Source organism: Bradyrhizobium sp. STM 3843, from assembly GCF_000239815.1.
Lineage (GTDB): Bacteria > Pseudomonadota > Alphaproteobacteria > Rhizobiales > Xanthobacteraceae > Bradyrhizobium.
Genome location: NZ_CAFK01000101.1, coordinates 42,178 through 67,599, shown reverse-complemented (window position 1 = coordinate 67,599; position 25,422 = coordinate 42,178). Strand labels below are relative to the sequence as shown.

The following is a 25,422-nucleotide window of genomic DNA, read 5'->3' as shown; positions in this document are numbered from 1 at the left end:
GCCGTCCGCGCGGCAACGGCTCAAGCATCGGCTGTCATATGAGCGATCACGATCTCAGATCATCATCGCCGGCGGTGGTCTTGCGCTCCTGCCCCTCGGCGCAGTCGTTCTCGTCGTTCGATATAACGCCGAGAAATCGAGTGCACCGGTCAATCAGACCGCATGTGAGCCTAGCTCGCGCGCGACATCTTCGTCGCCCATCCGAGCTACCTCGTCGGCGAGGCGCTGCACGGCATCCGCGTTGGCCCAAAGCGGAGAACCACGCAGCCGCACGCGCAGTGCTTCCGCCAGATCGGCGCAGCTGCAGTCCTGCCACAGCATTCCAGGATCGATTTCGATCATGAAATCGCTCTCGAGTCTGCTCTTGATTTTCATGAGTCCGAGCGAGGTTACGCCCAACGACATAAGCGTTTCCCGGCGATCAAGATCATCAATATTGACTCCGATCAGATCCCCGAGGACTTGAGCCAAGTAATTCTTGATCGATCGGATCTGATTCGCTTGTCCCTGCTCCCTCAGCTCGAGCAACAGTTCGATCGCGTCGATTTGATCGCCCTTCATCGATGCGAGTTCATCGTCACTGCGCCACTCCGCACGGATCGGCAACGATCCGTCGAGCAGCATCTCGCGTGTCCTGGACCTTTGGATCTTGCCGCTCGATGTTTTCGGAAGTGCGCGGTGACGCGTCAACACGATGCGGTCGAGGTCAATTCCGCTGCTGGCCGAAATGGCCGCCCGCACATTCTCCAGAAGAGATTCAGCGTCGCCCACCGCCCGCTTCGGCTCCTCGATCACCAGCACGGCGCGCTCGGTCACCTGATCTGATAAAGTAAAAGCAGCGGCTTCCGCAATTTCGGAGGCGATATCGCGGGCCTTCGTTTCGAGATCCTGCGGATAAAGATTTTGGCCGCGAATGATCATGACGTCCTTGATGCGGCCACTCACATAGAGCACCCCGTCGCGCATGAAGCCGAGGTCACCCGTTCGCAAGAACGGCCCCTCTCCGGTCGCGAGCCGGGCTTCGAACACGCGCGCAGTCTCCTCCGGGTTACGCCAATAACCGGGTCCCGTCGTGGAGCCGTCGATCCAGATTTCACCGACATTGTCAGGCGCGCAGCGCTGCCTCGTCTCCGGATCAACGATCAGAATGCGGTGTTCGGGCGACGGTACGCCGCAGGAGGGAACGCTATATGCATCGTGCTGATCCCGGGCCGGCTTCAAGCTATGATGCCGAATAGCCGATGACGAAACAACGGTGGTAGTCTGCCCTATTCCGACCGGGCCGCCGGACACCAGCAGCGTCGCTTCTGCGAGACCGTAGAACGGGCACATCGATTGAGCCTTCAATCCATAACGACCGAAGCGGTCCGCAAAGCCGTTCATGGTCTGCAGCTTGATCGGCTCGGCACCGCAGCCTGCAACAGTCCAACGACGCAAATCGAGACCGGCGCACTCCTCTTCCGAAATCTGACGAAGACACAGATCATAGGCGAAGTTTGGCGCGATACTGACGGTCCCGCCATACTGCGAGATCGCCTCGAGCCATCGCACCGGACGGGCTACGAACGCCGCCGGAGGCATCAGGACCGACGTGATGCCGTTATAGATGGGCGTGCAGAGTCCGCCGAACAGGCCGAGATCATGGAAATGCGGGACCCAGCTGACCCAGACCGACTGATTATCCAGCGCAGTTTGCCTGCCGAGCAAGAAAGCGTTCCGTGCAGCGTTCCCATGCGTCACCGTGACACCGCGAGGAATTCCGGTCGAGCCTGAGGTGTATTGCAGGACGCAGACCTCGTCCGGCGACGGCATGACCACGTCGTCGCTGTGAACCTCGTCGGCCGGAAGGAGATCGGTTACAAGCATCTCGACCGCACAATTCAGCTCGGACAGGATGCTGCCGATCCGTGGCTCCAAATGCGATGACGTCAGGATCGTGGTCGGCTCGGCATTATCGATCAGCGCTGCTATGATCTGACTGCTTCCCGACCTTCGAGGCGGACTCAACGGCACTGCAATCGCCCCGGCGTAAAGCGTAGCGAAGAATGCAATTACGAAGTCGAGACCAGGCGGGTAGATCATCAACACGCGATCACCGCGACCAATGCCTCTCGCTCTCAAACTGCTCGCCATTCGGACAGCAGCGAGATCGAGCTCAGCAAAACTGAGATCGATCCGTGCCGACGACACAGGAAGGAAGCGTAGGGCAAGCCGTTCTGGCGCATGGCGCGCGTTCGATCGTAGTGCCTCGACTATCGTGACCGCATTGCTCGAAACCATCATCGGCATGTACTCCCGGCCGAAATCCTCGATGATGCCTGCCACCCTCTGATGGCAGGCACGATTCATCGCCTCGATCACCGCCGGAGACGGCGATCGACAAACGTCGTGATTTGACAGAGCGCGCTGAGATTGGCCGCGACCAAAAGTGCACCAGCGCAGATGTCGGCTTTACGCAGCCTACGCAGCAACCCCGCCCTCGGGACTTCCGATTCGGAACGGGACCGAGCCCTTTACGCCGGAAACTCTTCTCGAGGATCCGACGGAACGGGTCGCAACACGATTAGGAGGATATGTCACCGCGTGCCTGCTCCCACATTTGGGACACCACCAGCCGTACTCATGATTAATCCTCCATCTTGACGGCACTATTACGCACGAGGCGCATCACCATTTCAGGTTTGCGCAAAGTGCGTAAAAATCACATTTTACTACTCGACTCTTGATTGCATCTCTTGCGACCGGATGTCACATCCCGCGCTCTACACCCTCTGCCATACGCTTGCGCAAGCTCAACGGCCTCATGTCAGTCCAGACATCTTCAATATATTGCAGGCATTCCGCCTTAGGGCCGCGCTTGCCGACTTCCCGCCAGCCGGCCGGAACCGCCTTCTCCGCGGACCAGATCGAATATTGTTCTTCGCCGTTGATGACAACGAGATAGATCTCTTCGCTTGACTCGCTCTGCATGGGCATTCGGAACATCTCACTCTTATTGCCGACCTAAAGCGTTGATCGAAAGATTCGCGCTGCCAAGAACCAGCGGCGCGATTAGTTAACACCACGCGGTGACATTGACCCTAACAAATGTACAAATTGGTGGCACGTGCGATCATATCGCCGTGTTTTGATGATCTAAGTACAATTCTAACGATACAGCTGCAGGTTGCCTGCGTGTACTTCGTAATAGGAAGCAGTTGGATCATGCAAATTGATCTGCAAGCAATCTTACTATCGATGCGACAACTCAATGACGACGGAACAAATGTCGGCCGTGAGATGATGTGGACAAGAGCAGAAACGAAGCATTGGAGAACTCATGCCGGCGTTTGATGCAGAGTCTTCGAGACGAACAACGTCAATGCACATTCGCCTCTATTGTTTCCCGCATGCAGGCGGAACCGGAAAATTATTCCGCAGCTGGCAAGATCAGTTGCAGCCTGGCATCGAAGTTTGCGCCGTCGAATATTCCGGACACGGAACCCGGATCAACGAACCGTTGCTCGACACCGTCGAACAAATCGCCGAATCAATCATCGAGGAGATCCGTCACTGCCGGAGCGGATCATTCGCGCTGCTCGGTCACAGCATGGGAAGCCTCGTTGCGTTCGAGACATGTCATCTGCTTGCAGAGCAACGTCTGCCGATGCCTTCGCTTCTCATTGTGTGCGGCCATCGTGCACCAAGAGTTCCGCGCTCGTCCGCAGCGGTGCATGACGCGCCCGACGCCGAATTCCTCACGCACCTTCGTGAACTCGGGGCCACGCCTCCTGAGGTGTTTGGTACGCCAGATCTGCTCGAATTGATGCTGCCGATCTTGCGCAGCGACTTCCGCGTCTGTGAGACCTATCAGCCTCCGAATCGTCCACCCCTGTCGGTTCCGATCGCGGCCTATGGCGGATTGAGGGACACCGACACAAGCAAAGAGGCGCTGCTCGCCTGGGGCGAGGAGACGACGGGCCGGTGCACGGTACGCATGTTTCCAGGTGATCACTTCTTTATTGGTGACAGCGCAGGGAATGTCGTCCTGCCCTTGAAGCGAGATCTGCTGGAAGCTGTTGCAGCCGAGCAGCACAGCCACTGACGCCAGGCGCGGGCCGAACGCACACTGTGCCATTGTTGAACCCGATCGGGCGCATGTCGTTATCGACATTGTGTTGCTTTAAACCCGAGATCGGACCTCGACATCGATGAGCAGAAGCCGGCGACCGCCACACGACAGCCAAGCGGCTCGCCTGTGGCCCCTGCTCGCCGTCAACTTCTTCATGGCCGACATGCAGTCGGGCATCGGTCCCTTCCTCGGCGTATTTCTGATCGAGCGCGGCTGGACCAGCGGCTTGATTGGAACCGCGATGAGCATCGGCAATGTCGCCGGCATGCTGATCACCACGCCGATCGGCGGCTTCATCGACGCCTCCCGCCACAAGCGCGCCTGGGTGATCGTGCCGGGAATGGCCGTGGTGCTGGCCTCCTCCGTGATTCTGCTGTCGCAGAACTTCTGGGCCGTCGCCGCCTCTCAAGTCGCAACCTCGCTCGCCGGCGCGGCGATCGTGCCGGCCGTGACTGGCATTACGCTCGGCATGGTCGGACAGAAGGGCTTCAATCGGCAGAACGGCCGTAACCAGGCCTTCAACCACTCCGGCAATATGATCGGCGCGGCGGCGTCCGGGCTGCTCGGGTGGCAATTCGGCTATTTCTGGGTGTTTGCGCTGTCGGCGCTGTTCGGCGCCATCACGGTCGCATGCGTGCTTTTGATCCGGCCGAGTTCCATCAACGATCGTGCGGCGCGCGGTAGCAAGGAAGACGACCCGGAGAGCCAGCCGAGCGGGCTCACGGTGCTGCTTCGGCATAAGCCACTTCTGGTGCTCGGACTTGCACTGGCGGTTTTCCATCTCGGCAACGCCGCGATCATGCCGTTCTTCGGCATCTCGGCCGTTTCGGACGGCAAGGCGAATGGTCCGGGCTTCGTCGCCACGACGATCGTGATCGCGCAAGGCGTCATGGTCGTCGCGTCGATCGTCGCAATGCGCGTGGCGGAGAAGCGCAATTATTGGCTGATCATGCTGGTGTCGTTCCTTGTGCTGCCGCTGCGCGGCGTCCTCGCCTATCTGCTCAATGGCTGGTGGGGCGTGGTGCCCGTCGAAATCCTCGACGGCGTCGGCACCGGCCTGCAAAGCGTCGCGGTGCCCGGCATGGTGACGCGCTCGCTGTATGGAACAGGCCGGGTGAATCTCGCGCAAGGCGCGGTCATCACCGTTCAAGGCATCGGCGCCGCGTTCAGCCCGGCACTCGGCGGCTGGGTGGCACATTGGATCGGATATTCGTCGACATTCCTGGTGCTCGGCGCCCTCGGTCTGCTGGCGACGCTCGTGTGGGTCGTGCTGGGCGCCGCGGTCAAGCAGTATTAGCCACGAAGCCAGTGGTGTGCTCATTCAACTGTGAGCACGATCTTGCCCTGGATGTGCCCCTTGGCGGCTCGCTCATGCGCCTTGCGGGCATCAGCGAGCGGGAATGTGCTGTCGATGGCGACGCGGATGGTGCCGTCATCGAGCACGCGAGCTATTTCCGCAAGCTGCGCGCCGCTCGAGCGCACCTGCGTGGCCGAAACCGTGATGCCCAGTTTTGCCGCCTCCTCGGCGCCGGAGAAGCCGAGTGGGAAGATCGGAAACAATGCGCCGCCGCGCTTGAGCGTGCGCAGGAAGCGACCTGTTGTCGGGCCGCCAACGGCGTCGATGACGAGATCGACGTGACGGACAACATCCTCAGGATTGGTCCTCGTGTAGTCGATGAATTCGTCCGCACCGAGGTCACGCAGGAACGCTTCGTTCTTGCCTGATGCCGTCGCGATCACGCGCGCGCCCTTCCATCTGGCGATCTGCACGGCGAAATGCCCTACGCCGCCCGCAGCCCCGTTGACCAGCACAATCCTATCCTTGAGCGGCACCGGCTCATGCCTGCTCGGCTGCAGCGGGTTCGGCTCATCGTGCCCGAGCGCGATCATGAACTGCCACGCCGTGAGCAACGACATCGGCACGGCCGCCGCGTGGACATGATCGATGCCCGCAGGCTTCCGCGCCACCTCCGACGCCGGCACGGTGACGTACTCGGCATACGCTCGGCTGTCCCCGGCAAGGCCGCTGGGAAAACGGACCATGGCGTAGACCGCGTCTCCGACGGAGAAGTCCTTCACGTCATCGCCAACCGCCTCGACGACGCCCGACATGTCGGTCCCCAGAATGACGGGAAACTGCACCGGCGGCCGCCACTCCGGCGGAAGCATCTTGTAGCCGTCGCGCAAGTACCAATCGGGTGGATTGAGGCCGACCGCGTGAACGCGAACGCGGACCTCGCCGGCCTTCACGTCGGGGATCGGCGCATCCTCATAGCGCAGCACGTCGGGGCCGCCGAATTCATGCTGACGGATGGCCTTCATCATGCGTGCCGGCATCGCTTTGTCCTTCCTCGAAACTGTGATACTCCGAACGGAGCACTGCTCCATATAAACGGAGCACTGATCCGATTGTCAAGAGCACCCATGAGAGCCGACGCGAAAAAGAACTATGACCAGTTGCTCGCCGTCGCGCGCGAGGTCGTGGCCGAGCAAGGCGCGGACGCATCGCTGCGCGACGTGGCGCGGCGAGCCGGCGTCGGGCTCGGCACGCTGTATCGTCACTTTCCGACGCGGGAGGCGCTGCTCGAGGCCCTGCTGCGCACCAATTTCGACGCGCTGGCTCAGCGAGCGAACGAGCTTGAACGGTCTGATGATTCCGGGAGCGCGCTGGTGACGTGGCTGCGCGAGGCTGTCGCGACGACGCACAATTGCAGCGGCGCGATCGCCCTGATGGTGGCTGCGATTTCCGACGAAGGCTCCGCGCTTCATGCCTCCTGCGTCAGCCTGCGCGCGGCCGGCACGCGGCTTCTTGTCCGTGCGCAAACCAAGGGCGCGGCGCGATCCGACATGGACGGCAACGACCTGTTCGCGCTGATCAGTGCCCTGGCGTGGCTCGCCGACCAGCCCCCGCTGGTGCCGCGCGCGGATCATCTGTTCGAGATTATTTCGAGCGCGATCCTGGTGAAGACCTGAGCCCTTGCGAAATCGAGCGCCGGGAACGATGCTTCGCGCAGCTCGATCAGCAAAAGGGATTCGTTCATGTCCGTCGACACCAAGGCCGCCACTGACCGCCTCATGCGCTTTCTCGCTGTCGAAGGCGTGAGCGGACGGGAGGCCGCGATCGGACGCGAACTCACCGCGGCTCTGAAGGAAGCCGGCGTGCCGGGCAAAGCGATCCGGCTTGACGACGCCAACAGCCGCATTCCCCTGCCGACCGAGACCGGCAACCTGATCGTCGACCTGCCCGGCCGCGGCACCATGCACAACCAGCCGCGGATCATGTTCATGACCCACATGGATACGGTCCCGCTGTGCGCCGGCGCCAAGCCGAAGATCACCGGCCGCAAGATCGTCAATGAAGCCAAGACCGCGCTCGGCGGCGACAACCGCTGCGGCTGCGGAATTCTCGTCACCCTGGCGGCGGAGCTGATCCGCGGGAGGCTCGATCATCCGCCGATCACGCTGTTGTTCTGCGTGCGCGAGGAGACCGGGCTGTGGGGCGCACGCCACGTCAAGACCGACGACCTCGGCTCGCCGGTCATGGCCTTCAACTTCGACGGCAGCTCCGCCTCCGGCGTCACCATCGGCGCCGTCGGCGCGGATCGCTGGTCGGTCGAGATCTTCGGCCGCGCCTCCCATGCCGGCGTCGCGCCGGAGCGCGGCATCAGCGCGACCATGATCATGGCGCTCGCGCTCGCCGAGGTGAAGGCCGGCGGCTGGTTCGGCAAGGTGGTGAAAGGCAAGGGTCAAAGCGCCAGGATGGGCACCAGCAATGTCGGCCCGGTCACCGGCGGCGAGGGTCGCCCCGCCGGCGACGCCACCAATGTCGTCACCGACTACGTGCATGTGCGCGGCGAATGCCGCAGCCACGATGCGAAATTCTTCAAGGAGATCACCAAGGCCTACAAGACGGCGTTCGAGAACGCCGCCAAGCGGGTCACGAACAGCGATGGCAAATCGGGCCGCGTCAAGTTCAAGGCCGAGACCGACTACTATCCGTTCCGCATGAAGGAGAGCCTGCCCGTCGTCAAGCGCGCCATGGCGGCGGTGTCCGATGTCGGCGGCACCCCGACCATCCGCGCCGGCAATGGCGGGCTGGATGCGAACTGGATGGTCCGCCACGGCGTCCCGACCGTGACCTTCGGCACCGGGCAGAACGAACCGCACACGATCGACGAATGGATCAATCGCGATGAATATGAGCGGGCCTGTGCGCTGGCGCTGCGGCTGGCAACGATGGGATAATACAGCGCGAACGTGGTGAGATGGCGCAAGACCATCGTGGGAGTCCGTCACGACGATTGCGAGCCCCTCTCCCAACGCGTCAAACAGCAAACATGGCTCAGCGAGCTCGCGACGGCTTGCGCCCGAGTTTTGCGATGAGTTGACCCCTCCTTTGAAGAAGAGGCGCAGGGAAGACCGGGTATCGGCTGATACCCGCGGTCCGCGTGCAACAAGAAAGCACGCGGCAGAACCACAGGTCAGCCCAACAACCGGCCTTCCCTGCGCAATGGTTTGAACGGGTTATACGCGCTCTCCCCGGGGACCGGCTTGGTTGCCCCCGTCGCCTTGCGGATCATCTGCCGCTCAGCTTGGTCTCAGCACCGGGAGACCAGGACCACACGATTTCGCCGTCGCATCGATCTGTTCGTCTGCCCGGCTGTGACACCAGGCTGCAGAGCAATGCGCCCATCGCATCACCGGCTCGACGTTCGTGACGATCGCGAAGCGCCCCTCTTGCGAGCCGAGACGCGGGAGAATGTGAACTTGATTTGCCCGACGGTGCAAGCCGAACAGCGTGCGACAAACTGGCTCGACGGGCAATTGGCGCATGCGCGCCATGCAGGGATTGCCCGTCGTGCTGTCGAGCACCGCGGGCGCGGCATCAGATGCCGTCGCAGCGTCCGCGTACCGCGTCCGCCAGCACCAGCTCTGCATCGGCGACGACGTAACGGACGTAGCGGTAGTCGCGGATGAAGCTGATCCTGCCGTCGCGCCAAGTGAGCCACATGATGTAGTTGGGCTTCGCATCGCCTCGGTTTTCAAAGACGGCAATGACTTCTCTGTCCTCGAGCCATGCGGGCGTCAGCCAGACGCCGTCCATCCTGGCGTAGATGCTGAAGAACAACCCGACATCGGCCGAGCCGACGCGTATTGGATGCTTGGACTGGTGCAGCCTGACATCGTCCGCCAGCAGCGCACGCAGGCCATCCCAATCACGCTGGTTGAACAGGCTCACGTAGCGTGCCACCACCTCGGACGTTGGTCTCGTCGCCGGCTGCACTTCCGCTGTCGCATTGATCTCCGCGAGACGTGCGCGCCCGCGAGCGAGATGCGCCTTGACCGAATCCACCGTGAGATCGAGCAGAGCCGCAATGTCGGCGAGCGGCTCATCCAGAACGTCCTTCAGGATGATGATGCTGCGTTGAAGGATCGGAAGCTCCGTGAAGCGCGACACCGCCGTCCTGATCGCCTCGTCGCGCATCATCATCTCCACTGCATCGGGCGCGCTGTCGTCGGCGACGTTCTCAGCCGCATCCATTGGTTCGGCTGCCCGGGTCGCACGGCTGCGCAGCATGTCCAGCGCCCGGTTATGCGCGACCCGGAACAGCCAGGCGCGCAGCATCGTGATATCCTGCATCTCGTCCACGGCTATGAGCGCCCTCGTCAGCGCGTCCTGCACGATATCCTCGCCATCGATGACCGAGCCCATCAGGCGCGCGCAATAGCGATGGAGCTCGGGCCGCAGCTGCTCCGCCACGGCCATGAGTTCAGTCCTGCGCGCGCCGTCCGCAGCATCTCGGCCGTCACTCAAGCTGTCGCTCCTTCCATGATCGTCACACCGGCATCGCCGTTGAGACCGAACACGACACCATCGGCAAATTGAGGATCCTCCAGCACCGAGACCACACGGTCGCCGAACGCCCGGGGCGGCATCGGCGCGCCGAAGCGGGTCACGAACGCTTCCGGCGTGATGCCCATGGCCCCCGCGTAAGCGCCCGCGGCCGTGTCCCCAATTCCCGTGCCAAGGATCATCATGCGCGGCACGATGGCCTGGAAGCGGATGTCGAGGTTCTTCTCCTGCGACACGCCGTTCGCATATTTCGCCATGAACCAGAGCATGCGCTTGGCGCCGCCGTAGCCACCCGACATCTGCGAGCCGGTCACCGCCGCGCCGCTCGATCCGACCAGCACGCGGCTTCCCGGCTTGAGCGGGAGATTGAGCGCCGCCTGGATCCAGTACAGGCCCGCCTTGACGTCCGTCTCCCAAGCCACCGAAAAATCCGTCCAGCTCAGCTGATCCAGCCGGCCCATGTGCGGCGTCGTGCCGGCGTTCAGAACCAGGATGTCGGGGCTGATGTCGCGAACGATGCGATACGCGGCGGCTTCGTCCGTGACATCGGCTGCGATCGTGGCCACGCCGAGACGGGTGGCCACGGTTTTCAGCGCCTCGGTTCCGCGTGCAACCACGGTCACCCTTGCAGCGTGATCCACGAGGGCCTCTACGAGTCCCAGGCCGAGACCGCGGCTTCCGCCGGTGACGACGACAGTCTTGTCTTTCAGGCTCATGACCATGCTCCATTGTCCAGATGAAGGTAAGACGATTGGAGCATGGGAAAAGAGTCAGAGCCGCTTGGTCCGACCGCGCCGGTCGATCGGGCCCTCTCAAAAGCGGCCTCCCGGGATGCGCAGACCCCCCTTGGGTTTCGGCGAGCGCTCGCTCGCGCTACGCGCCGATGACAGCTAAAAGTGCCAGTGCGGAACGTCATCTGCGCTGGCGGACGGCACCCCGAAGCTTCACGTTCAACGCCCGCGCAAAGCTACGGAGTAACGTCGTCGCGATAACGCTTGCGCGTTGCGCTGACCTCAACGCCCCTTCCGGCGGCGAGGACCCGCCGGGGACGCCGCCAATGTCGCTACGACTAGGTGCTTGTGCGTTTCCTGCCCACGAGCGCCGTCGCTCTAGCTCGCCGCGACATGCGGAGTGGAGGCGCGCGCGGCAATCCGGCAGGCCTTGGGCGAACGGCCGGTCACGCGCTTGAAGGCATTGCTGAAGGCGCTCTCGGACGTGTAGCCGAGCGACCGGGCGAGAACCGCCACAGGCGTGGTCTCGTCTCGCAAGGCACGTTCGGCAAGGCGCATGCGCCATTCAGTGAGATAGGTCAGCGGTGCTGCACCGGCGACGCTCCTGAAATGGAACGCGAAGGTCGTTCGCGACATCGCGCATGCTTTGGCGAGCTCGTCGAGATGCCAGGAGCGAGCGGGATCACCATGCATCAGTCGAAGGGCGGGAGCGATGCGAGGATCTGCCAGCGCCCGCAGCCATCCGGCCGGCATGGCGCCGGAGGTCTTCAGGTGGGCCCGCAAAATCTGGATGAAGAGGAGCTGAGCCAGCTGCGCCGATGCGAGTTGCGCGCCGGGCAGCACGGCCGCCCGCTCTTCAACAAGCTGGTCGAGAAGCCATCGGAAGGCGGTCGCCTGCGGTGATGCTGCGGCGACGTGAATCCACGGCGGCAGGACACCAGCCAGCAGTTGCCCGCTCGCCGGATCGAGCAGAACATGGCCGCCGATCTGGGCGAAGTCGTCACCATCGCCCACTTGTGCCGTGGTCCTGTCGGCGCCGGAAAACAGCTCCATCGCGTCAACCGGAGTGACAGACGGATCGCTCGCCAGGACGAATGACCGCTTCGCCGTCAGCAGGCCGACATCGCCGGTCTCGAAATGAATCGGCTCGGCCTCGCCTCCGATGCTGACCCAGCAACTGCCCTTCACGACCGCGAAGAACTTGATCTTGTCCGGCGCCGGAAAGCGGATGGCCCATGCGCCTCCGGCCGAGAAACCTCCGGTCAGCAGCGATGCGGCATTCGTGAATTTGAGGATGTCTGAGAAGGGGTCAGCGCTCACTCTCGCACTCTCGCGCAAGTCATGCGGACTTTCAAGCATTCACAATCCGGCCACGCGGCCCTAGCTACGCAACGCTTCGTCCTTGGGAGATCGACATGAACGACAATCTGATCCTGGTCACCGGCGGCACCGGATTCATTGCGCAGCACTGCATTCTGGCGCTGCTGGGTGCGGGTTACCGGGTGCGGACCACGGTCCGTTCACCGGCGCGTGAAACGGAGGTGCGCGGGAATCTGCGCACTAGCGGCGCCGAGCCGGGCGATCGTCTGTCGTTTGTCGCCGCCGATCTCACCGCCGACCGAGGTTGGGCGGAAGCCGTCGCCGGATGTGCCTATGTGCTGCACGGCGCCTCGCCGACCCCATCGGGCGATCAGGTCCGCGAGGACGATTGGATCAAGCCCGCGGTCGACGGCAATCTGCGGGTGCTGCGCGCCGCGCGCGATGCCGGCGTCGGGCGCGTGGTGCTGACCTCCGCCTTCGGCGCGGTCGGGATCGGACATCAGCCAAGTCATCGGCGGCCGTTCGACGAGAGTGACTGGAGCGATCTGACGAGCAATGTCGCGCCTTACCAGAAATCCAAGACCCTCTCCGAACGTGCCGCCTGGGACTTCATCGCGCGCGAAGGACGTGAGCTCGAACTGTCCGCCATCAATCCGGTCGCGGTGCTCGGCCCTGCGCTGGGTGCGGACTACTCCCACTCCATCAGGTTGATCAAGACTCTGATGGATGGCCAGCCAGGATGCTCGAAGATCAATTCCGGCTTTGTCGACGTGCGGGACGTGGCGGACCTGCACCTGCGCGCGATGACGCATCCTGCCGCGAGAGGTGAGCGCTTTCTTGCGATCTCCGGCGAGAGCATGTGGCTGGTCGATGTCGCAAAGGTGCTGCGACGTCGCATGGGAGCTGCTGCCGGCAGGGTGTCGACACGGGTGTTGCCCAACTGGGTGGTGCGCCTCGCTGCGCGCAGCGATCCGATGATGAAAGGGATCCTGCCGACGCTCGGCGTGAACATGAACGCCACCAGCGAGAAAGCCATGCGTTTGCTCGGCTGGACTCCGCGTTCCCCGGAGGACGCCATCGTCGCGACCGCCGAGAGCCTGGTCCGGCTCGGCCTGCTGCGCAGTTCGAAACAGGCCGCCTAGTCGATCAGCGAAACCGCGTTGCGGACCCGCGACGCGTCCAGGCCGAGACACGACGACACGATTGAGAGCATGAGAGAGACCATGGAAGCCGGTATCACGACCACATTCGAGCAGACGGATTTCGCAGGGATCAGCACCAGGATCATCAATCCGGAGACAAGCCCGTTCACGATCCTGGACATGACGATCAAGCCGGGCTTCGGCGCACCGGCGCATATCTCGGCGAGCGAGGACAAGCTGTTCATCGTGCTGGAGGGGACGCTGAAATACCTGATCGGCGACCGCACGGAACTGGTCGAGCCCGGCGCGCGCGTGCAGGTCCCCAAAGGGGTCGTGCACGGCTTCACCAATGTCGGAGCTGCCGATGCCCGCCATATCCTGGTCTCGACGCCGCGACGGCATGAGGAGTTTTTCCGCGATCTCCGCGACATTCCCGAGCCGCGCGACCAGAATATGCACCTGTTGCCTGCCATCGCCGCACGCCACGACCAGCGGATCGTCGGGTCTCTGCCATAAGATGACCCACGACTCGCATCGACTGGTCACGTAACAAACAACATTGAACGCGTAGGCCTGCGCGCTGCGCTCAGTCCCTCCGCCGGCGGCATGATCGGCGCGGTCTCGTTGGGCCACGCAGCCAGAACGACACTCCGGCTGACGACCTAGCCATGCCGCGCCTTCAGGCGAAAGTCGCGAGGGCCAATCTTGCGCCCGTCCTGAGCAGTGAGCGTTAGCCTTGCCAGTGGCTTCCCGGTCGCGCGGTCCACCATGCGATGGTCGAGTTCGCCGGTCTCGAAACAATGGTCCTCGCCCCATTGCCAGAGCGCGACGAGGATCACGCAGAGCTCCTCGCCCTTGCGGGTCAGCACATAAAGATGGCTGAGCGCGGAGTTCGGGTCGGGTTCGACGGTGAAGATGCCGGCGTCGACGAGCTTCTTGAGGCGGCTGGACAGAATGTTCTTCGCAAGCCCCAGATTCCTTTGAAACTCCGTGAACCGCTGCCTGCCTTGGAATGCGTCGCGCACGATCAGGAGCGACCACCAGTCGCCGATCACCTGTAAAGACCGCGCGATGCCGCAGGCGGAGTTTCCGAGATCCGTTCGCTTGCCTTTCACGTGCTCTCCAGCGCCGCTTTCGATATAGGTTGCAAAGTTAAACTAAATATGCATGCTTGTCGAGAGGTTGCAAAATTAAACTATAGCCGGTGTATCCGCGCCAGTTGGAGATGAACAATGAGCGATCTGTTGGATCTGGCTATCGCGGCCCATGGCGGCTGGGCGCGTTGGCAGCAGGTGAGCAAACTGGATGCGCACATCAGCGCCGCGGGCGCGCTATGGCATGTCAAGGGTTGGCCCGATGCCTATTCTGACGTTCGTTGCACGGTGCTCGCACATCGACAGCATACGGAATATTCGCCCTTCCTGAAGGCAGGCCAGCACTGTGTCTACGAGCCGGCGAGGACGACGATCGTCGCGGATGATGGGGCAATCCTCAACGAGCGCGAGTCACCACGCTCTTTCTTCGAGGGCCACACGATCCCGACACCGTGGGATCAGCAGCATTTGGTCTACTTCACCGGCTACGCGATGTGGACCTACCTGACCACGCCATTCCTGTTCAAACTGCCCGGCTTCGAGACCGAAGAAGTCGCCCCCTGGGATGAGAATGGCGAGACATGGCGCCGCCTGAAAGTAACCTTCCCCGCGGATGTGCATAGCCATTCGACCGAGCAGATATTCTATTTCGATACGGCGGGATTGCTGCGCCGGCATGATTACAGCGTCGAAATCATGGGAGGCACGACGAGCGCGAACTACGCGAGTGATCACCGCGAATTTGGCGGACTCGTTTTCCCGACGAAACGGCGCGTCTATACCGCCGGGGCAGACAACCGGCCCATCCTCGATCGCGTCGCAATCTCGATCGATATCCACAATATCGATGTCATTTGAGGGCCGATCCGCCCGCGCTCCGCGACGGTGTCGGAGAGCCGACGCAAGGCGCGCCTTGACATCCTACCTACTCAAAGGTAGAAAAACGCATGAGCAATCTCTCGTCCACCGCCGAGGACATCCTCCGCTGTGCACGCTCGCTGATATCAGCGGGTGGCTATAACGGCTTCAGCTATGCCGACATTTCCAAGGTGGTCGGGATCCGCAACGCCAGCATTCACCACCACTTCCCCAGCAAGTCCGATTTGGTGCGCACGCTGGTCGCCCAGTATCGTGAAGAGGCCCATGCGGGCATTGCCGCCTTGGAGCGGGCCGTCTCCGATCCCCGCGAGCAACTCCGGGCCTATATTGCCTATTGGGACGCCTGCATCACGGATGCGACCGCTCCCATTTGCGTATGCGCCCTCCTTGCCGGCGAGATTCCCGTGCTACCCGAAGAGGTCGCGCTCGAAGTGCGTGCGCATTTTCGCGCGCTGTCGGCGTGGCTGACCTCGGTTCTGGAAAGAGGTGCCAAACAGGGCGGCCTGCAACTGGCCGGGCCCGCCAAAAGCGAGGCCGAAGCACTGATGGCCACCGTCCACGGCGCGATGCTCTCCGCCCGCGCCTATGGTGACGCCAAGATGTTCGGTGTCATCCTCCGTCCGGTGCTGGAGCGCCTCATCGTCCAATGAAGCCAAGTGAAACCCAATCCCTGAGGTCAAAGCCGCGCCGTAACCTACCTATTAGTAGATAGCAATATCGCCCTCTCCTCCCGTCTCTCCCAGTCCACCACTCGCCCCCTCAATGAAAGGCTCAGGACATGTTTGGAATCTCTCCGCTCGGCTGGGTGCATACGCTCGGCAGCTTGCCCGCCATCCCTGCGGCCGCGTACATGCTCGCCGGTCGTGGCCGGATCGTGCCGCGGTCGGGAGCGGGCCTCGTCTACTTTTTCTCGATGCTGGTCGGCGCCGTGACCGTCTTCCTCGTCGCGCACCAGCCGGTGAGCTATGTCATCGGCATTGCCACGCTCCTGCTGCTGCTCGCGGGCTATGGCGTCGGGAGCCTCCCGGGGCCTGGACGCGCGGCCAGCTATGTCGAAACGATCTGCCTGAGCCTCACCGTCTTCCTGCTGATGGTGCCGACCGTGACCGAGACGCTGCGGCGCGTACCGGACGGACATCCGCTGGTGACCGATCCGAAGTCGCCGCTGCTGCTAGGTGCGCAGGCCGCGCTTCTCGTCGTGCTCATCGTCGGACTGACGGCGCAGCTCGTCGACTTGCGCAAGCGGACCAAGGCGGCGGCAAATAAGATGCAGCCCTTCCGTGGCCGCTTGCCTGCCGATTTCAAATTTGACAGGGACGAGAGCAACAGCCGTTAGCCGCCAGTCCGTCCCGGCGGCAGGCGTCGCCGGCGACCTGCCGCGTGTCAGTCGCGCGATACGGACAGCCCCGCGAGAAGCGGAGCGTACGCCGTGAGCCTGCGGGATACGAACTCAGTGAAGAACCTTACACGCTTCGTCTTGCGTGTCTCCCCCTGGGTGAGAAGCCAGAGCGTTCCGTACAGGTGGAGGTCGGTGCCGGGCACCCTCACCAGGAGGGGATCGGCATCGCCAACGAAGCACGGCAGTGTCGTCATCCCGATCCCTTGCCGTACCGCGACGAGCTGCGCCTCGGCGTCCGTGGTCCTGAACGGAACCCCGGTGGCGCGAACCTCACCCTCGCGGACCCAGTCCGGAATTCCATGAATGCTTATGACGATCCACCGGATGGGATCAGGCGCGCCCGCACGCCACGCGGCCAGTCGATCGCGGGACATGTAGATGCCGCCGAACAGCTCCGGCCCCTTCAGGCCGTGAAGATTGAGCGGCAGGGTTTTGCGGTCGTAGACGACGCGGATCGCGACGTCGGCCTCTCGGTTGGTCAGATTTGCCAGCTCGCCGGACGACAAGATTTCCATCTCGATGTCCGGATGCAGACGCGCGAAATCGGCGAAATCCGGCATGAGCAGGTGTGTCGCGAGGGGCGGTGCCAGCGTCACCCGCAGAAGCCCGCGCACGCTCTGGTCGCGCCCGAAGACGCGCGTCTCCAACTGGTGCGACGACGCTTCCATCTGGTCCGCGAACTCGAGGACCTCCTCGCCCGCAGCCGTCAGGCGGTAGCCCGAAGGCAGCTTCTCGAACATATGCGCCCCGAGGCGTTCCTCGAGCTGGGCGATGCGTCGCAGCACGGTCGAGTGGTTCACACCGAGGCGCTCGGCGGCAGCCCGCACCGAGCCTCCGCGCGCGACGGCAAGAAAGTAGCGGACGTCATCCCAGTCAATCATGATGCAATTTGGCACCGCGCGGTGCCCCTTCCAAAGCTCGTATCCAACACATCGACCAGCATCTCGTCTGTGGGTGGCACGGGCGGTGATCATAGCCAATGCCGACAAGCGCGGCTCAATTCCGAACGACGGATGCCGATCGTCGCCGCTGATGTCAGTCGTCCAGCCGGATCGATTTAGCACCACCGGTGTGCGCGCTTCTGCACTCAACACCTGACGCCGGCAGATCTACGTCGAGGTTCTCGGGGGCCTCCCCGAAAGAGCAAAGGCGGAGCCTGAAGGAAAGTCATGGGAAAGCTTGAAGGTAAGGTTGCAGTCATCACGGGCGGATCGAGCGGCATGGCGCTCGCGAGCGCCAAGCGGTTCGTTGAAGAAGGCGCCTATGTCTTCATCACGGGCCGGAGACAGGAGGCGCTCGACGAAGCCGTCAGGCTGATTGGCCGCAACGTGACCGGCGTGCGTGGCGACGCGGCCAATCTCGACGACCTCGACCGCCTGTTCGACACAGTCAAACGGGAAAAGGGCAAGATCGACGTTCTGTACGCGAGCGCCGGCACGGGCGAAGCCGTCCCACTGGGCGAGATTACCGAGCAGCATTTCGATGCGACCTTCAACCTGAATGCGCGCGGCACGCTGTTCACGGTTCAGAAGGCCTTACCGCTGTTCAACGATGGCGGATCGATCTTCATGACCGGATCAGTTGCTTCGGTGAAAGGTTTTCCTGGTTACAGCGTGTATGCGGCGAGCAAGGCGGCGTTGCACGCATTCGCACGCGGGTGGCTCAACGAACTGAAGGGCAGGAATATCCGGGTGAACGTGCTGCACCCGGGGCCGATCGCCACACCGATGCAGGACCAGGTTCTCACCGAGGAGGCGAAGCGGATGTTTGAATCGCTGATCCCGCGGGGAAAGATGGGTCGTCCTGAGGAAATTGCGGCGGTCGCGGTGTTTCTTGCGTCCGACGATGCCAGCTTCGTGAATGGGGTGGAGCTGTCTGTCGACGGCGGCTTCTCGGCCATCTGACATCGCGCCTGATCGCGGGACGTGGCTGACCGTCCGGCCGCGCGGAAGTCGTTCACGGCAGGACGCCTGCGCGTCAATTCAGGAATTCGAAGCGATGCCGCGCATCGCTTCGGGTGGCGGTCAGAAGATCTCGCGAAGGTCACCATGCAGCGAAACGGATAACCCAGCGCCATTGAAGGCCAGGGGATCGATATCAACACGGATTGGAGACGTATCATGAGCTATGCGATTGTGGGATTTGGTGCGGTAGGCCAGGCCCTCGCCCGGGCCTTCGCCCGCAAGAACATCGAGGTGGCCGTCGCGAGCCGCCGGCCGTCCGAGGCGTTGGCGCCGCAGGCTCGGGCGATTGGACCCACGGTCGTCGCCAAGTCGCTGCGGGATGCGCTCGAGGCCGACACGATCATCCTGGCGGTCCCGTTCGGGGAACATCGCGAGGTTGCGAAGGCCCTGCCGAACTGGAAAGGCAAGACGGTCATCGACGCGATGAATACGTTTGGAGTCTTCCCTGAGGAGCTGGACGGTCTCCCGTCCTCTGCCTTCGTCGCGAAGGCGTTCACGGGCGCCAAGTTGGTGAAAGGCTTCAATCACCTGATTGCGGCCACCCTGGCTGCCGATCCGATCGTCGAAGGCGGCCACCGCGTCGTCCTTCTATCTAGTGACGACGACGATGCGATCGCACCCGTGGCGGCCTTGGCCAAACAACTCGGGTTCGCACCCGTCAAGCTGGGAAAGCTCAACGAGGGCGGCGCGCTGGTCCACGCACGTGGCCGCACTTGGGGTCAGCTCATCTTCCAGGATTTGTTCAAGAAGGAGCAGTGATCGAAGGCGTATAGGCGCCGTTGAAGAGCGGCGAGATGCCCGACGGAGCGGCAGGTCTGCCGGGCGCTTAGCTCGTAGGATGGGTTGAGCGTCAGCGAAACCCATCGAGACCAATCATTCAGCTGATGGGTTTCGCCTTCGGCTCAACCCATCCTACGTCCTGTTCAAGAAGGCGTCGTAAACGATGTATGATCATGTAATCTGGCCCGCGCAATACGACCCCAAGATCTCGGCTATCTACGCCCTCAATGATATCGACGTGAAAGCTCCGCCCGAAGTGGTGTGGAAGCTGCTCATCGATGCGGAGCATTGGTCGCGCTACTTCCCCGCCGAAAATCAGGTGCGCATCCTGTCCGGAGAATCGGAACTGGCGCTCGGCACGCGCTACCACCGCGTGACGGTCGGCTATCCGATGAGCCTGACCGTCACCGAATGCATTCCCAATCGCCGGCTCGCATGGGCGACGACGGTGGATGGCGATGAGACCGGCTCCACCGCTTATCACGGCTGGGTCATCACACCGACCAACGCAGGCTGCCACCTACTGACCGAGGAAACCCAGCAAGGTGAATTCTTCCTCGACGTGATCGGGCGCCGGCATCCTGGTGCGTTGTATTGCTATCACCAGGACTGGGTCGAACGTCTCGCGCTCGCGGCGGAAGCCGAAGCGGCGAAACAGGCAGTCTGAACCACTCCATCGAGGGAGCAACTATCGTGTCGAACCATAGCGAACAAATCATTCTGGTGATGGGCGTCACCGGCAGGCAGGGCGGCGCTGTATGCCGGCACTTGCAAAAGAAAGGATTCAGGGTGCGTGTGCTGGTACGAGATCCCCATGGCGACGCAGCCCGTCGCTTGGCCGGGCTTGGCGCGGAAGTCCTGCAGGGAAGCCTCGACGACGCCGGCAGCCTGATGCGCGCGATGGCTGGCGTGTACGGCGTATTCTCCGTTCAACCTTACTCGGCCAACGAGGTCCGGCAGGGCGCGGCGGTCATCGAAGCAGCGAAGCGGCAGAGCGTCGTCCATGTCGTTTACAGCTCGGTCGGCTCGGCTGACGAGAAGACCGGCCTTCCTCACTTCGAAAGCAAAATCGAAGTGGAGGCCCATCTGCGATCGAGCGGCTTGCAGTACACGATCCTGCGACCCGTCTTCTTCATGGAAAACTGGCATAGAGGATTCGGCGATTCGATCCGGAGCGGGCAACTGCAGCAGCCGTTGAACCCGACGGTAACCCTGCAGATGGTGGCGGTAGACGACATCGGCGCATTTTCCTCGCTCGCGTTCGAGCATCCCGACGAATGGAAGAACAGAACGTTTTCGCTGGCGGGCGATGAATTGTCGATGCAGCAGATTGCGGACGCATTCAGCCGTGCAACGATGCGAGACGTGAACTATGTTCAGGTGTCCTGGGATCAGTTCGAGAAGAACATGGGGCGGGAGCTGACGATGATGTATCGCTGGTTCGAGGAAAAGGGCTTTCACTTCGACATCGCGCAAGTGCGGCGCGCCTATCCCCAGACTCACACGTTCGATCAATGGTTGAACGCGTACTGGGACATCACTTCCTCGACGTAACCGAACGCCCCGATATCCCGGCTACCCATCTGCTATCTGGAGACGAATCACATGCACATCGAACTCAAGGGCCGCAAGGCGATTGTTACGGGCTCAACGGCAGGCATCGGCCGTGCCACCGCCGAGGGACTGGCGCGTGCCGGCGCATCGGTCGTGATCAACGGCCGTGGAAGCGCCCGTGTCGACGAGGCGGTGCGGCAGATGCGGCAGGCCCTTCCCGATAGCGACATCACCGGCATCGCCGCCGATCTCTCAACGGCGGCGGGCGCCGAGACCGTCTTCGCGCAGGCACCCGACGCCGACATCCTCGTGAACAACGTCGGGACAGCATACATCCGCGAGTACAACGGCATCGACGACATCGCGAAAATCCCCGACGAGGACTGGCTCGGCCTGTTTCAGTTAAACGTGATGAGCGGCGTCCGCATGGCGCGCCAATACCTGCCGCGCATGGTGGCGGAAGGCTGGGGTCGTGTCGTGTTCGTCAGCAGCGAATCCGCGGTCAACATTCCCAAGGAGATGCTCGATTACGGTATGACCAAGACCGCGCAGCTCGCGGTCTCGCGTGGGCTTGCCGAGGCGGTTGCGGGTACGGGCGTCACCGTCAACGCCGTTCTACCGGGACCGACCCGGTCCGAAATCCTGGGCGACTTCATGGCGAAGCAGGCCGAGGCGAACGGAATAACGCAGGAGGAAGCCGAGCAGGGCTTCCTAGCGGCGATGCGCCCAACCACGCTCATCAAACGATTCGCGACGACCGACGAGGTCGCCAGCATGATCGTCTACGCCTGCTCGGAGCAGGCCTCCGCGACGACTGGCGCGGCGCTGCGCGTGGACGGCGGCGTGGTCCGCTTCGTCGCTTAGCTCCTAGGATGGGTTGAGCGTCAGCAAAACCCATCGAGACTAATCATTTAGCTGATGGGTTTCGCCTTCGGCTCAACCCATCCTACATACTCAACGTCATCACTTTGTAGGCCGCTAATTGCGGCCTTCGTCCCAACAGAATGAAATCGTGGATTCCTATCGGCTGAGAACGATGTGGGTCGCGTGCTCGGTCGCCTGATGTTCGGTGACGCGGTAGCCAAGCGCCGGCAGATCGATCCCAGCAAACATCGCTTCGCCTTGCCCAAGCACGACCGGGGACAATGCGAAATGCAGTTCGTCAATTAGTCCGGCGAGAAGATATTGGCGCACCGTCTCGACGCCACCGCCGATCTTCACGTCGCGACCATTGGCGGCAAGCTTCGCCTGCTCCAAGGCCTCCGCAATCCCGTTGGTCACGAAGAAGAAGGTGGTCCCGCCTTCCATCTCGATCGGATCCCGCGGATAGTGCGTCAGCACGAAAGTCGGTGCATGGTAGGGTGGGTTGTCGCCCCACCAGCCCTTCCAACTGTTGTCCGGCCAAGGACCGCGGATCGGCCCGAACATATTGCGGCCGAGGATGAAGGCGCCGAACCCATCCATTGAACGGTGTGCGTAAGCCTGATCAATGCCATCCGAGCCTCCGCTTTCGCCGATCATTGCCCGGAACATGCGTGTGCCGAATATCCACTGATGCAACTCCCGCCCACGCTTGCCGAGCGGATTTTCAAGGCTTTGCTCCGGCCCCGCTCCGAAGCCGTCGAGCGAGATCGAAAAGCCTGCGACGCGCACCCTCGTCATAATTTCCTCACTGATTGTTATTCACAACCAGTTGCTGGATACCAAGACTGCTCCTATATCGCAAGCAGTTTTTCTGGAGTCCGCCATGCTTGCCCACCGCTCGGGGTGTCCCATCAATCTGACGTTGGAAACGCTGGGCGACCGGTGGAGCCTGATCGTCATTCGTGACTTGATGTTTGGAAATCGCCGCCACTTCCGCGCGTTGCTCACGCAATCAGAGGAAGGGATCGCCTCGAATGTCCTTGCCGACAGGCTAAGACGTCTTGAGAACGCGCGCCTCATCTCTCGCCGCGACGACCCAACCCATAAGCAGAAAGCGATCTACAGCCTGACAGAACCCGCCATTCAACTTGTCCCTTTGCTCGCCCAAATGGGCGCCTGGGGTCGGCGCCACACACCGGTCTCAAAGGAACTCTCCGTGCGCGCGCAGATCCTCGAAGAAGGCGGCCCGAAGCTTTGGTCGAAGTTCATGGAGGAGCTACGGCACCTCCATCTGAGTGCGCCGCGACCTAAGGTTTCGGTATTGGCTCAGCTGCAGTCCGCCTATGAAGCTGCGATGGCGGAAGCGCGATCACATCGCTGATGCGCTGTGCGCGAAGTAGAATTGAGGCGATCGACGACTACCGCTGAGATAGCGCCGCCTTTCACACGCTGCGCTATCCGATTTTGCTTCGCAGTACTCCCCCTCACTCCCACTCGATTGTTTTGAGCCATAATATCGCGTTGATTTATCGGCGCAAACTTCTTCCGCACACGACAGAGAACCGTCTGGCCGATCCGTCAGAGATTTCCGCTCTTGACTTCAAAGACGAATTCCGTCGATTTCGAATCTGCTCGGTTTCAGGGACTATCGGCATCGATCGGTCGATTCTCGCGCGCTCTGCAAGAATGGCTGGCCAGACCCGATCGGCAAAAAGACCGTCAGCCCTGGCAACGACGATCAACTGGATTAAGATCCCGCCTTCGACTATCTGACCGTATGTCTTTGTCCATTGCCATCGACCAACAGCCGGAGACTGACCTCGGGTTCCGCTGCACAAGCGTTCCCGGGGACCTTCACGCATTGCGGCGAGCGCACCGACAATATGCGGGTGCCGCGTTTGCCGGAGAAAGGAACAGCTCGCATGGCAATTCGAGACCGCTTCTGTTTGAGCGCGGCGTTGAGCCTGAGCGCCCTGTTGGCGGTCGCGCATCCCGGATCTGTCCGCGCCGAGAACACAGATCAATCGGTGTGGCCGACGAGCGAATGGCTGACATCCACGCCGGAAGAGCAAGGCATGGATTCGGCGGCGCTCGCGAAGCTGGTCGCCTATGGGGAAAGTCACGACTTCGATAGCCTCCTCGTCGTGCGCCACGGACGGATCGTCACCGAAGCATATTACGCGCCCTACACGGGGAACCTTCAGCACGAAATCTTCTCTTCGACAAAAGCGGTCATCGGCACGCTGGTCGGGATCATGTACAAGGACGGTGTGCTCGACCGTCTCGATCACCCGATGCTGGATTTCTTCTCCGATCGCCGCGTTGCGAATGTCGATGACAGAAAACAGGCGATCACGGTCCAAGATCTCTTGGACATGACGTCTGGGCTCGATTGGACGCAGGGATTCCAGGGCGAAGAGGAGATAACGCTGCACGAAATGTACCGAAGCTCCAATTGGACCCAGTTCATTCTTGATCGCGCGATGGCTCGCGTGCCTGGAGAAATTTTCAACTACTCCAACGGCGACCCCAATCTCGTTTCCGCGATCATCACCCGCCTGACCGGCAAGCTTGCCGAAGATTACGCGCGGGAAAAGCTCTTTGAGCCATTGGGCATCACCAATTGGCACTGGGAGCGTGAACCTGAAGGCCTCTCGATCGGGGACGGGTTTCTGACCCTGCTACCCCGCGACATGGCGAAGATCGGCTATTTGTATTTGCGCCACGGGCAGTGGGAGGGGAAGCAGCTCCTTCCACCCGGTTGGGCAGATGTCCTGAGCCACACGCTCCTGAACACGCATGCGTCGGATGATCCGAATCTGAGCTACTCAAATTTCATTTGGGTATTCCCCGACAAGCACGTTTTCATGGCGAGCGGCCTCAATGGCCAGGACATCTTTGTGTTTCCCGACCTGGATGTCGTGGCGGTGACTACCGCCCGGGAGTATGTCCGGTTCAGAACCCTGATCGGTGGCGTTGCCGCGACGGTCAAGTCCGAGGCGGCACTCCCGCCTAACCCGGACGGCGCTGACCTGCTGGCGAATACGATCAAGGATGCTGCTGTCGAAAAGCCGAGCGCCGTCAGTCCGACGCCCGAGCTTGCTTCCATGATTTCGGGCAAGACTTACAAATTCCCGGATAACGATCTCGGACTGAAGTCACTGACCCTGTTTTTGACTGGCCCGAATCCGCATCTTGAATACGCGTCATCCTCAAAATACCCACTTGAATACGCGTCATCCTTAAAATACCCACCCAATGCCTCGGTCACCTATCGCGCACCGATCGGGCTCAATGGGCTTTTTCGCCAAGGCGCGCCGGCGCTCAATGGCCTCAACCCCGGTCATATTCCGGCCCTCAAGGGAACGTGGCTGAACAGGCAGACCTTCGAGATCGACTCGGAAGGTCTGGGGCAGGGCCGAAAGACCAGATATCGGTTCTCATTTGACGGCGCCAAACTCCATTTTCATTTCGCTCCAGAGCACGAACCCGAAGTATCGGTCGATGGCGAACAGAGTGACCCGCGTTGACATCACTATCGCCATAGCGACGGCGCCCGTTCGATCCTGTTTCGACTTATGTCCGCCCCTGGCACCAAGCCAACCTATCGGAGCGTAGCGCGAATATCCGGTGCCGATCGGAAATCGGACGGTGCGGCTGGTTCGAGTAGGATCGTTCGACCTCTATTGATGCCTTTTGGCCGCGTGCAATTCGCTCCGGTGTCCCGGAC

General features: G+C 62.0%; 25 protein-coding genes. 16 read left to right on the top strand and 9 right to left on the bottom strand.

Annotated elements, in window-relative coordinates; genetic code table 11:
- Window positions 1–153: 153 nt before the first annotated feature.
- The gene (locus BRAS3843_RS13895) at window positions 154–2,361 is read right to left on the bottom strand and encodes an AMP-binding protein (RefSeq protein ID WP_244425297.1); all 2,208 of its coding nucleotides are present in this window, start codon (window positions 2,359–2,361) and stop codon (window positions 154–156) included.
- A 387-nt stretch (window positions 2,362–2,748) separates the two neighbouring features.
- A complete protein-coding gene (locus tag BRAS3843_RS13890; protein ID WP_035981678.1) occupies window positions 2,749–2,970 on the bottom strand; it encodes an MbtH family NRPS accessory protein in 222 nt (73 codons plus the stop codon).
- Window positions 2,971–3,319: 349 nt separating this feature from the next.
- Here BRAS3843_RS13890 and BRAS3843_RS13885 point away from each other — a divergent pair, with 349 nt between their 5' ends.
- Both BRAS3843_RS13885 and BRAS3843_RS13880 read left to right on the top strand, forming a co-directional pair.
- A complete protein-coding gene (locus BRAS3843_RS13885) occupies window positions 3,320–4,084 on the top strand; it encodes an alpha/beta fold hydrolase (RefSeq protein ID WP_139024851.1) in 765 nt (254 codons plus the stop codon).
- A gap of 106 nt (window positions 4,085–4,190) precedes the next feature.
- On the top strand, window positions 4,191–5,408 hold the full coding sequence (locus tag BRAS3843_RS13880; RefSeq protein WP_035981673.1) for an MFS transporter: 1,218 nt from the start codon (window positions 4,191–4,193) through the stop codon (window positions 5,406–5,408).
- A gap of 20 nt (window positions 5,409–5,428) precedes the next feature.
- Here the strand turns inward: BRAS3843_RS13880 and BRAS3843_RS13875 are convergent, their stop codons facing one another.
- Complete coding sequence (locus tag BRAS3843_RS13875) at window positions 5,429–6,448, bottom strand: NADP-dependent oxidoreductase (protein WP_008969542.1); 1,020 nt, start codon at window positions 6,446–6,448, stop codon at window positions 5,429–5,431.
- Window positions 6,449–6,568: 120 nt separating this feature from the next.
- Here BRAS3843_RS13875 and BRAS3843_RS13870 point away from each other — a divergent pair, with 120 nt between their 5' ends.
- Both BRAS3843_RS13870 and BRAS3843_RS13865 read left to right on the top strand, forming a co-directional pair.
- Window positions 6,569–7,084, top strand: a complete 516-nt coding sequence (locus BRAS3843_RS13870; RefSeq protein WP_244425295.1) for a TetR/AcrR family transcriptional regulator — start codon at window positions 6,569–6,571, stop codon at window positions 7,082–7,084.
- A gap of 66 nt (window positions 7,085–7,150) precedes the next feature.
- Window positions 7,151–8,356: a M20/M25/M40 family metallo-hydrolase gene (locus BRAS3843_RS13865; protein ID WP_008969540.1), complete on the top strand. Its 1,206-nt coding sequence runs from the start codon at window positions 7,151–7,153 to the stop codon at window positions 8,354–8,356.
- Between the two features lie 640 nt (window positions 8,357–8,996).
- Here the strand turns inward: BRAS3843_RS13865 and BRAS3843_RS13860 are convergent.
- The 3 genes from BRAS3843_RS13860 to BRAS3843_RS13850 form a co-directional block, all read right to left on the bottom strand.
- Window positions 8,997–9,926 (bottom strand): sigma-70 family RNA polymerase sigma factor, encoded by a 930-nt coding sequence (locus tag BRAS3843_RS13860; protein WP_008969539.1) that lies wholly within the window; start codon window positions 9,924–9,926, stop codon window positions 8,997–8,999.
- Entirely contained in the window at window positions 9,923–10,681 is a 759-nt protein-coding gene (locus BRAS3843_RS13855) for an SDR family NAD(P)-dependent oxidoreductase (RefSeq protein WP_008969538.1), read from the bottom strand. Before BRAS3843_RS13855 ends, BRAS3843_RS13860 begins: the two co-directional genes overlap by 4 nt.
- 393 nt (window positions 10,682–11,074) lie before the next feature.
- Window positions 11,075–12,016: an AraC family transcriptional regulator gene (locus BRAS3843_RS13850; RefSeq protein WP_008969537.1), complete on the bottom strand. Its 942-nt coding sequence runs from the start codon at window positions 12,014–12,016 to the stop codon at window positions 11,075–11,077.
- Between the two features lie 95 nt (window positions 12,017–12,111).
- Here BRAS3843_RS13850 and BRAS3843_RS13845 point away from each other — a divergent pair, with 95 nt between their 5' ends.
- Together BRAS3843_RS13845 and BRAS3843_RS13840 are read left to right on the top strand one after the other, a co-directional pair.
- Complete coding sequence (locus tag BRAS3843_RS13845; protein WP_008969536.1) at window positions 12,112–13,158, top strand: aldehyde reductase; 1,047 nt, start codon at window positions 12,112–12,114, stop codon at window positions 13,156–13,158.
- A gap of 69 nt (window positions 13,159–13,227) precedes the next feature.
- On the top strand, window positions 13,228–13,674 hold the full coding sequence (locus BRAS3843_RS13840) for a cupin domain-containing protein (RefSeq protein WP_244425293.1): 447 nt from the start codon (window positions 13,228–13,230) through the stop codon (window positions 13,672–13,674).
- Between the two features lie 146 nt (window positions 13,675–13,820).
- Here the strand turns inward: BRAS3843_RS13840 and BRAS3843_RS13835 are convergent, their stop codons facing one another.
- Window positions 13,821–14,273 carry a helix-turn-helix domain-containing protein gene (locus BRAS3843_RS13835; protein WP_008969534.1) on the bottom strand — a complete coding sequence of 151 codons (453 nt, stop codon included), beginning with the start codon at window positions 14,271–14,273 and terminating at the stop codon, window positions 13,821–13,823.
- A 117-nt stretch (window positions 14,274–14,390) separates the two neighbouring features.
- Between BRAS3843_RS13835 and BRAS3843_RS13830 the strand changes: the two genes are divergently transcribed.
- The 3 genes from BRAS3843_RS13830 to BRAS3843_RS13820 all read left to right on the top strand — a co-directional run bounded on the left by BRAS3843_RS13830 (window position 14,391) and on the right by BRAS3843_RS13820 (window position 16,467).
- On the top strand, window positions 14,391–15,110 hold the full coding sequence (locus BRAS3843_RS13830; protein ID WP_008969533.1) for a hypothetical protein: 720 nt from the start codon (window positions 14,391–14,393) through the stop codon (window positions 15,108–15,110).
- Window positions 15,111–15,199: 89 nt separating this feature from the next.
- On the top strand, window positions 15,200–15,781 hold the full coding sequence (locus BRAS3843_RS13825; protein WP_008969532.1) for a TetR/AcrR family transcriptional regulator: 582 nt from the start codon (window positions 15,200–15,202) through the stop codon (window positions 15,779–15,781).
- Window positions 15,782–15,909: 128 nt separating this feature from the next.
- Complete coding sequence (locus BRAS3843_RS13820; protein WP_008969531.1) at window positions 15,910–16,467, top strand: hypothetical protein; 558 nt, start codon at window positions 15,910–15,912, stop codon at window positions 16,465–16,467.
- Between the two features lie 47 nt (window positions 16,468–16,514).
- Here BRAS3843_RS13820 and BRAS3843_RS13815 read toward each other — a convergent pair whose 3' ends face one another.
- Window positions 16,515–17,411 carry a LysR family transcriptional regulator gene (locus BRAS3843_RS13815; RefSeq protein ID WP_008969530.1) on the bottom strand — a complete coding sequence of 299 codons (897 nt, stop codon included), beginning with the start codon at window positions 17,409–17,411 and terminating at the stop codon, window positions 16,515–16,517.
- Between the two features lie 288 nt (window positions 17,412–17,699).
- Between BRAS3843_RS13815 and BRAS3843_RS13810 the strand changes: the two genes are divergently transcribed.
- From BRAS3843_RS13810 to BRAS3843_RS13790, 5 genes are all read left to right on the top strand, one after another.
- Window positions 17,700–18,434, top strand: a complete 735-nt coding sequence (locus tag BRAS3843_RS13810; protein ID WP_008969529.1) for an SDR family oxidoreductase — start codon at window positions 17,700–17,702, stop codon at window positions 18,432–18,434.
- Window positions 18,435–18,650: 216 nt separating this feature from the next.
- The gene (locus BRAS3843_RS13805) at window positions 18,651–19,253 is read left to right on the top strand and encodes an NAD(P)-binding domain-containing protein (RefSeq protein ID WP_008969528.1); all 603 of its coding nucleotides are present in this window, start codon (window positions 18,651–18,653) and stop codon (window positions 19,251–19,253) included.
- Window positions 19,254–19,512: 259 nt separating this feature from the next.
- Window positions 19,513–19,941, top strand: coding sequence for an SRPBCC domain-containing protein (locus tag BRAS3843_RS13800; protein WP_244425291.1), 429 nt, complete (start codon window positions 19,513–19,515; stop codon window positions 19,939–19,941).
- A gap of 26 nt (window positions 19,942–19,967) precedes the next feature.
- On the top strand, window positions 19,968–20,828 hold the full coding sequence (locus BRAS3843_RS13795) for an NmrA/HSCARG family protein (RefSeq protein WP_008969526.1): 861 nt from the start codon (window positions 19,968–19,970) through the stop codon (window positions 20,826–20,828).
- A gap of 51 nt (window positions 20,829–20,879) precedes the next feature.
- Window positions 20,880–21,692, top strand: coding sequence for an SDR family oxidoreductase (locus BRAS3843_RS13790; protein WP_008969525.1), 813 nt, complete (start codon window positions 20,880–20,882; stop codon window positions 21,690–21,692).
- Between the two features lie 156 nt (window positions 21,693–21,848).
- On the opposite strand, the gene BRAS3843_RS13785 is transcribed toward BRAS3843_RS13790, so the two are convergent.
- On the bottom strand, window positions 21,849–22,490 hold the full coding sequence (locus BRAS3843_RS13785; protein WP_008969524.1) for a dihydrofolate reductase family protein: 642 nt from the start codon (window positions 22,488–22,490) through the stop codon (window positions 21,849–21,851).
- A gap of 85 nt (window positions 22,491–22,575) precedes the next feature.
- Here BRAS3843_RS13785 and BRAS3843_RS13780 point away from each other — a divergent pair, with 85 nt between their 5' ends.
- Both BRAS3843_RS13780 and BRAS3843_RS13775 read left to right on the top strand, forming a co-directional pair.
- Window positions 22,576–23,073: a helix-turn-helix domain-containing protein gene (locus tag BRAS3843_RS13780; protein WP_008969523.1), complete on the top strand. Its 498-nt coding sequence runs from the start codon at window positions 22,576–22,578 to the stop codon at window positions 23,071–23,073.
- 541 nt (window positions 23,074–23,614) lie between these two features.
- Window positions 23,615–25,222, top strand: a complete 1,608-nt coding sequence (locus tag BRAS3843_RS13775; protein ID WP_008969521.1) for a serine hydrolase — start codon at window positions 23,615–23,617, stop codon at window positions 25,220–25,222.
- Window positions 25,223–25,422: the final 200 nt, after the last annotated feature.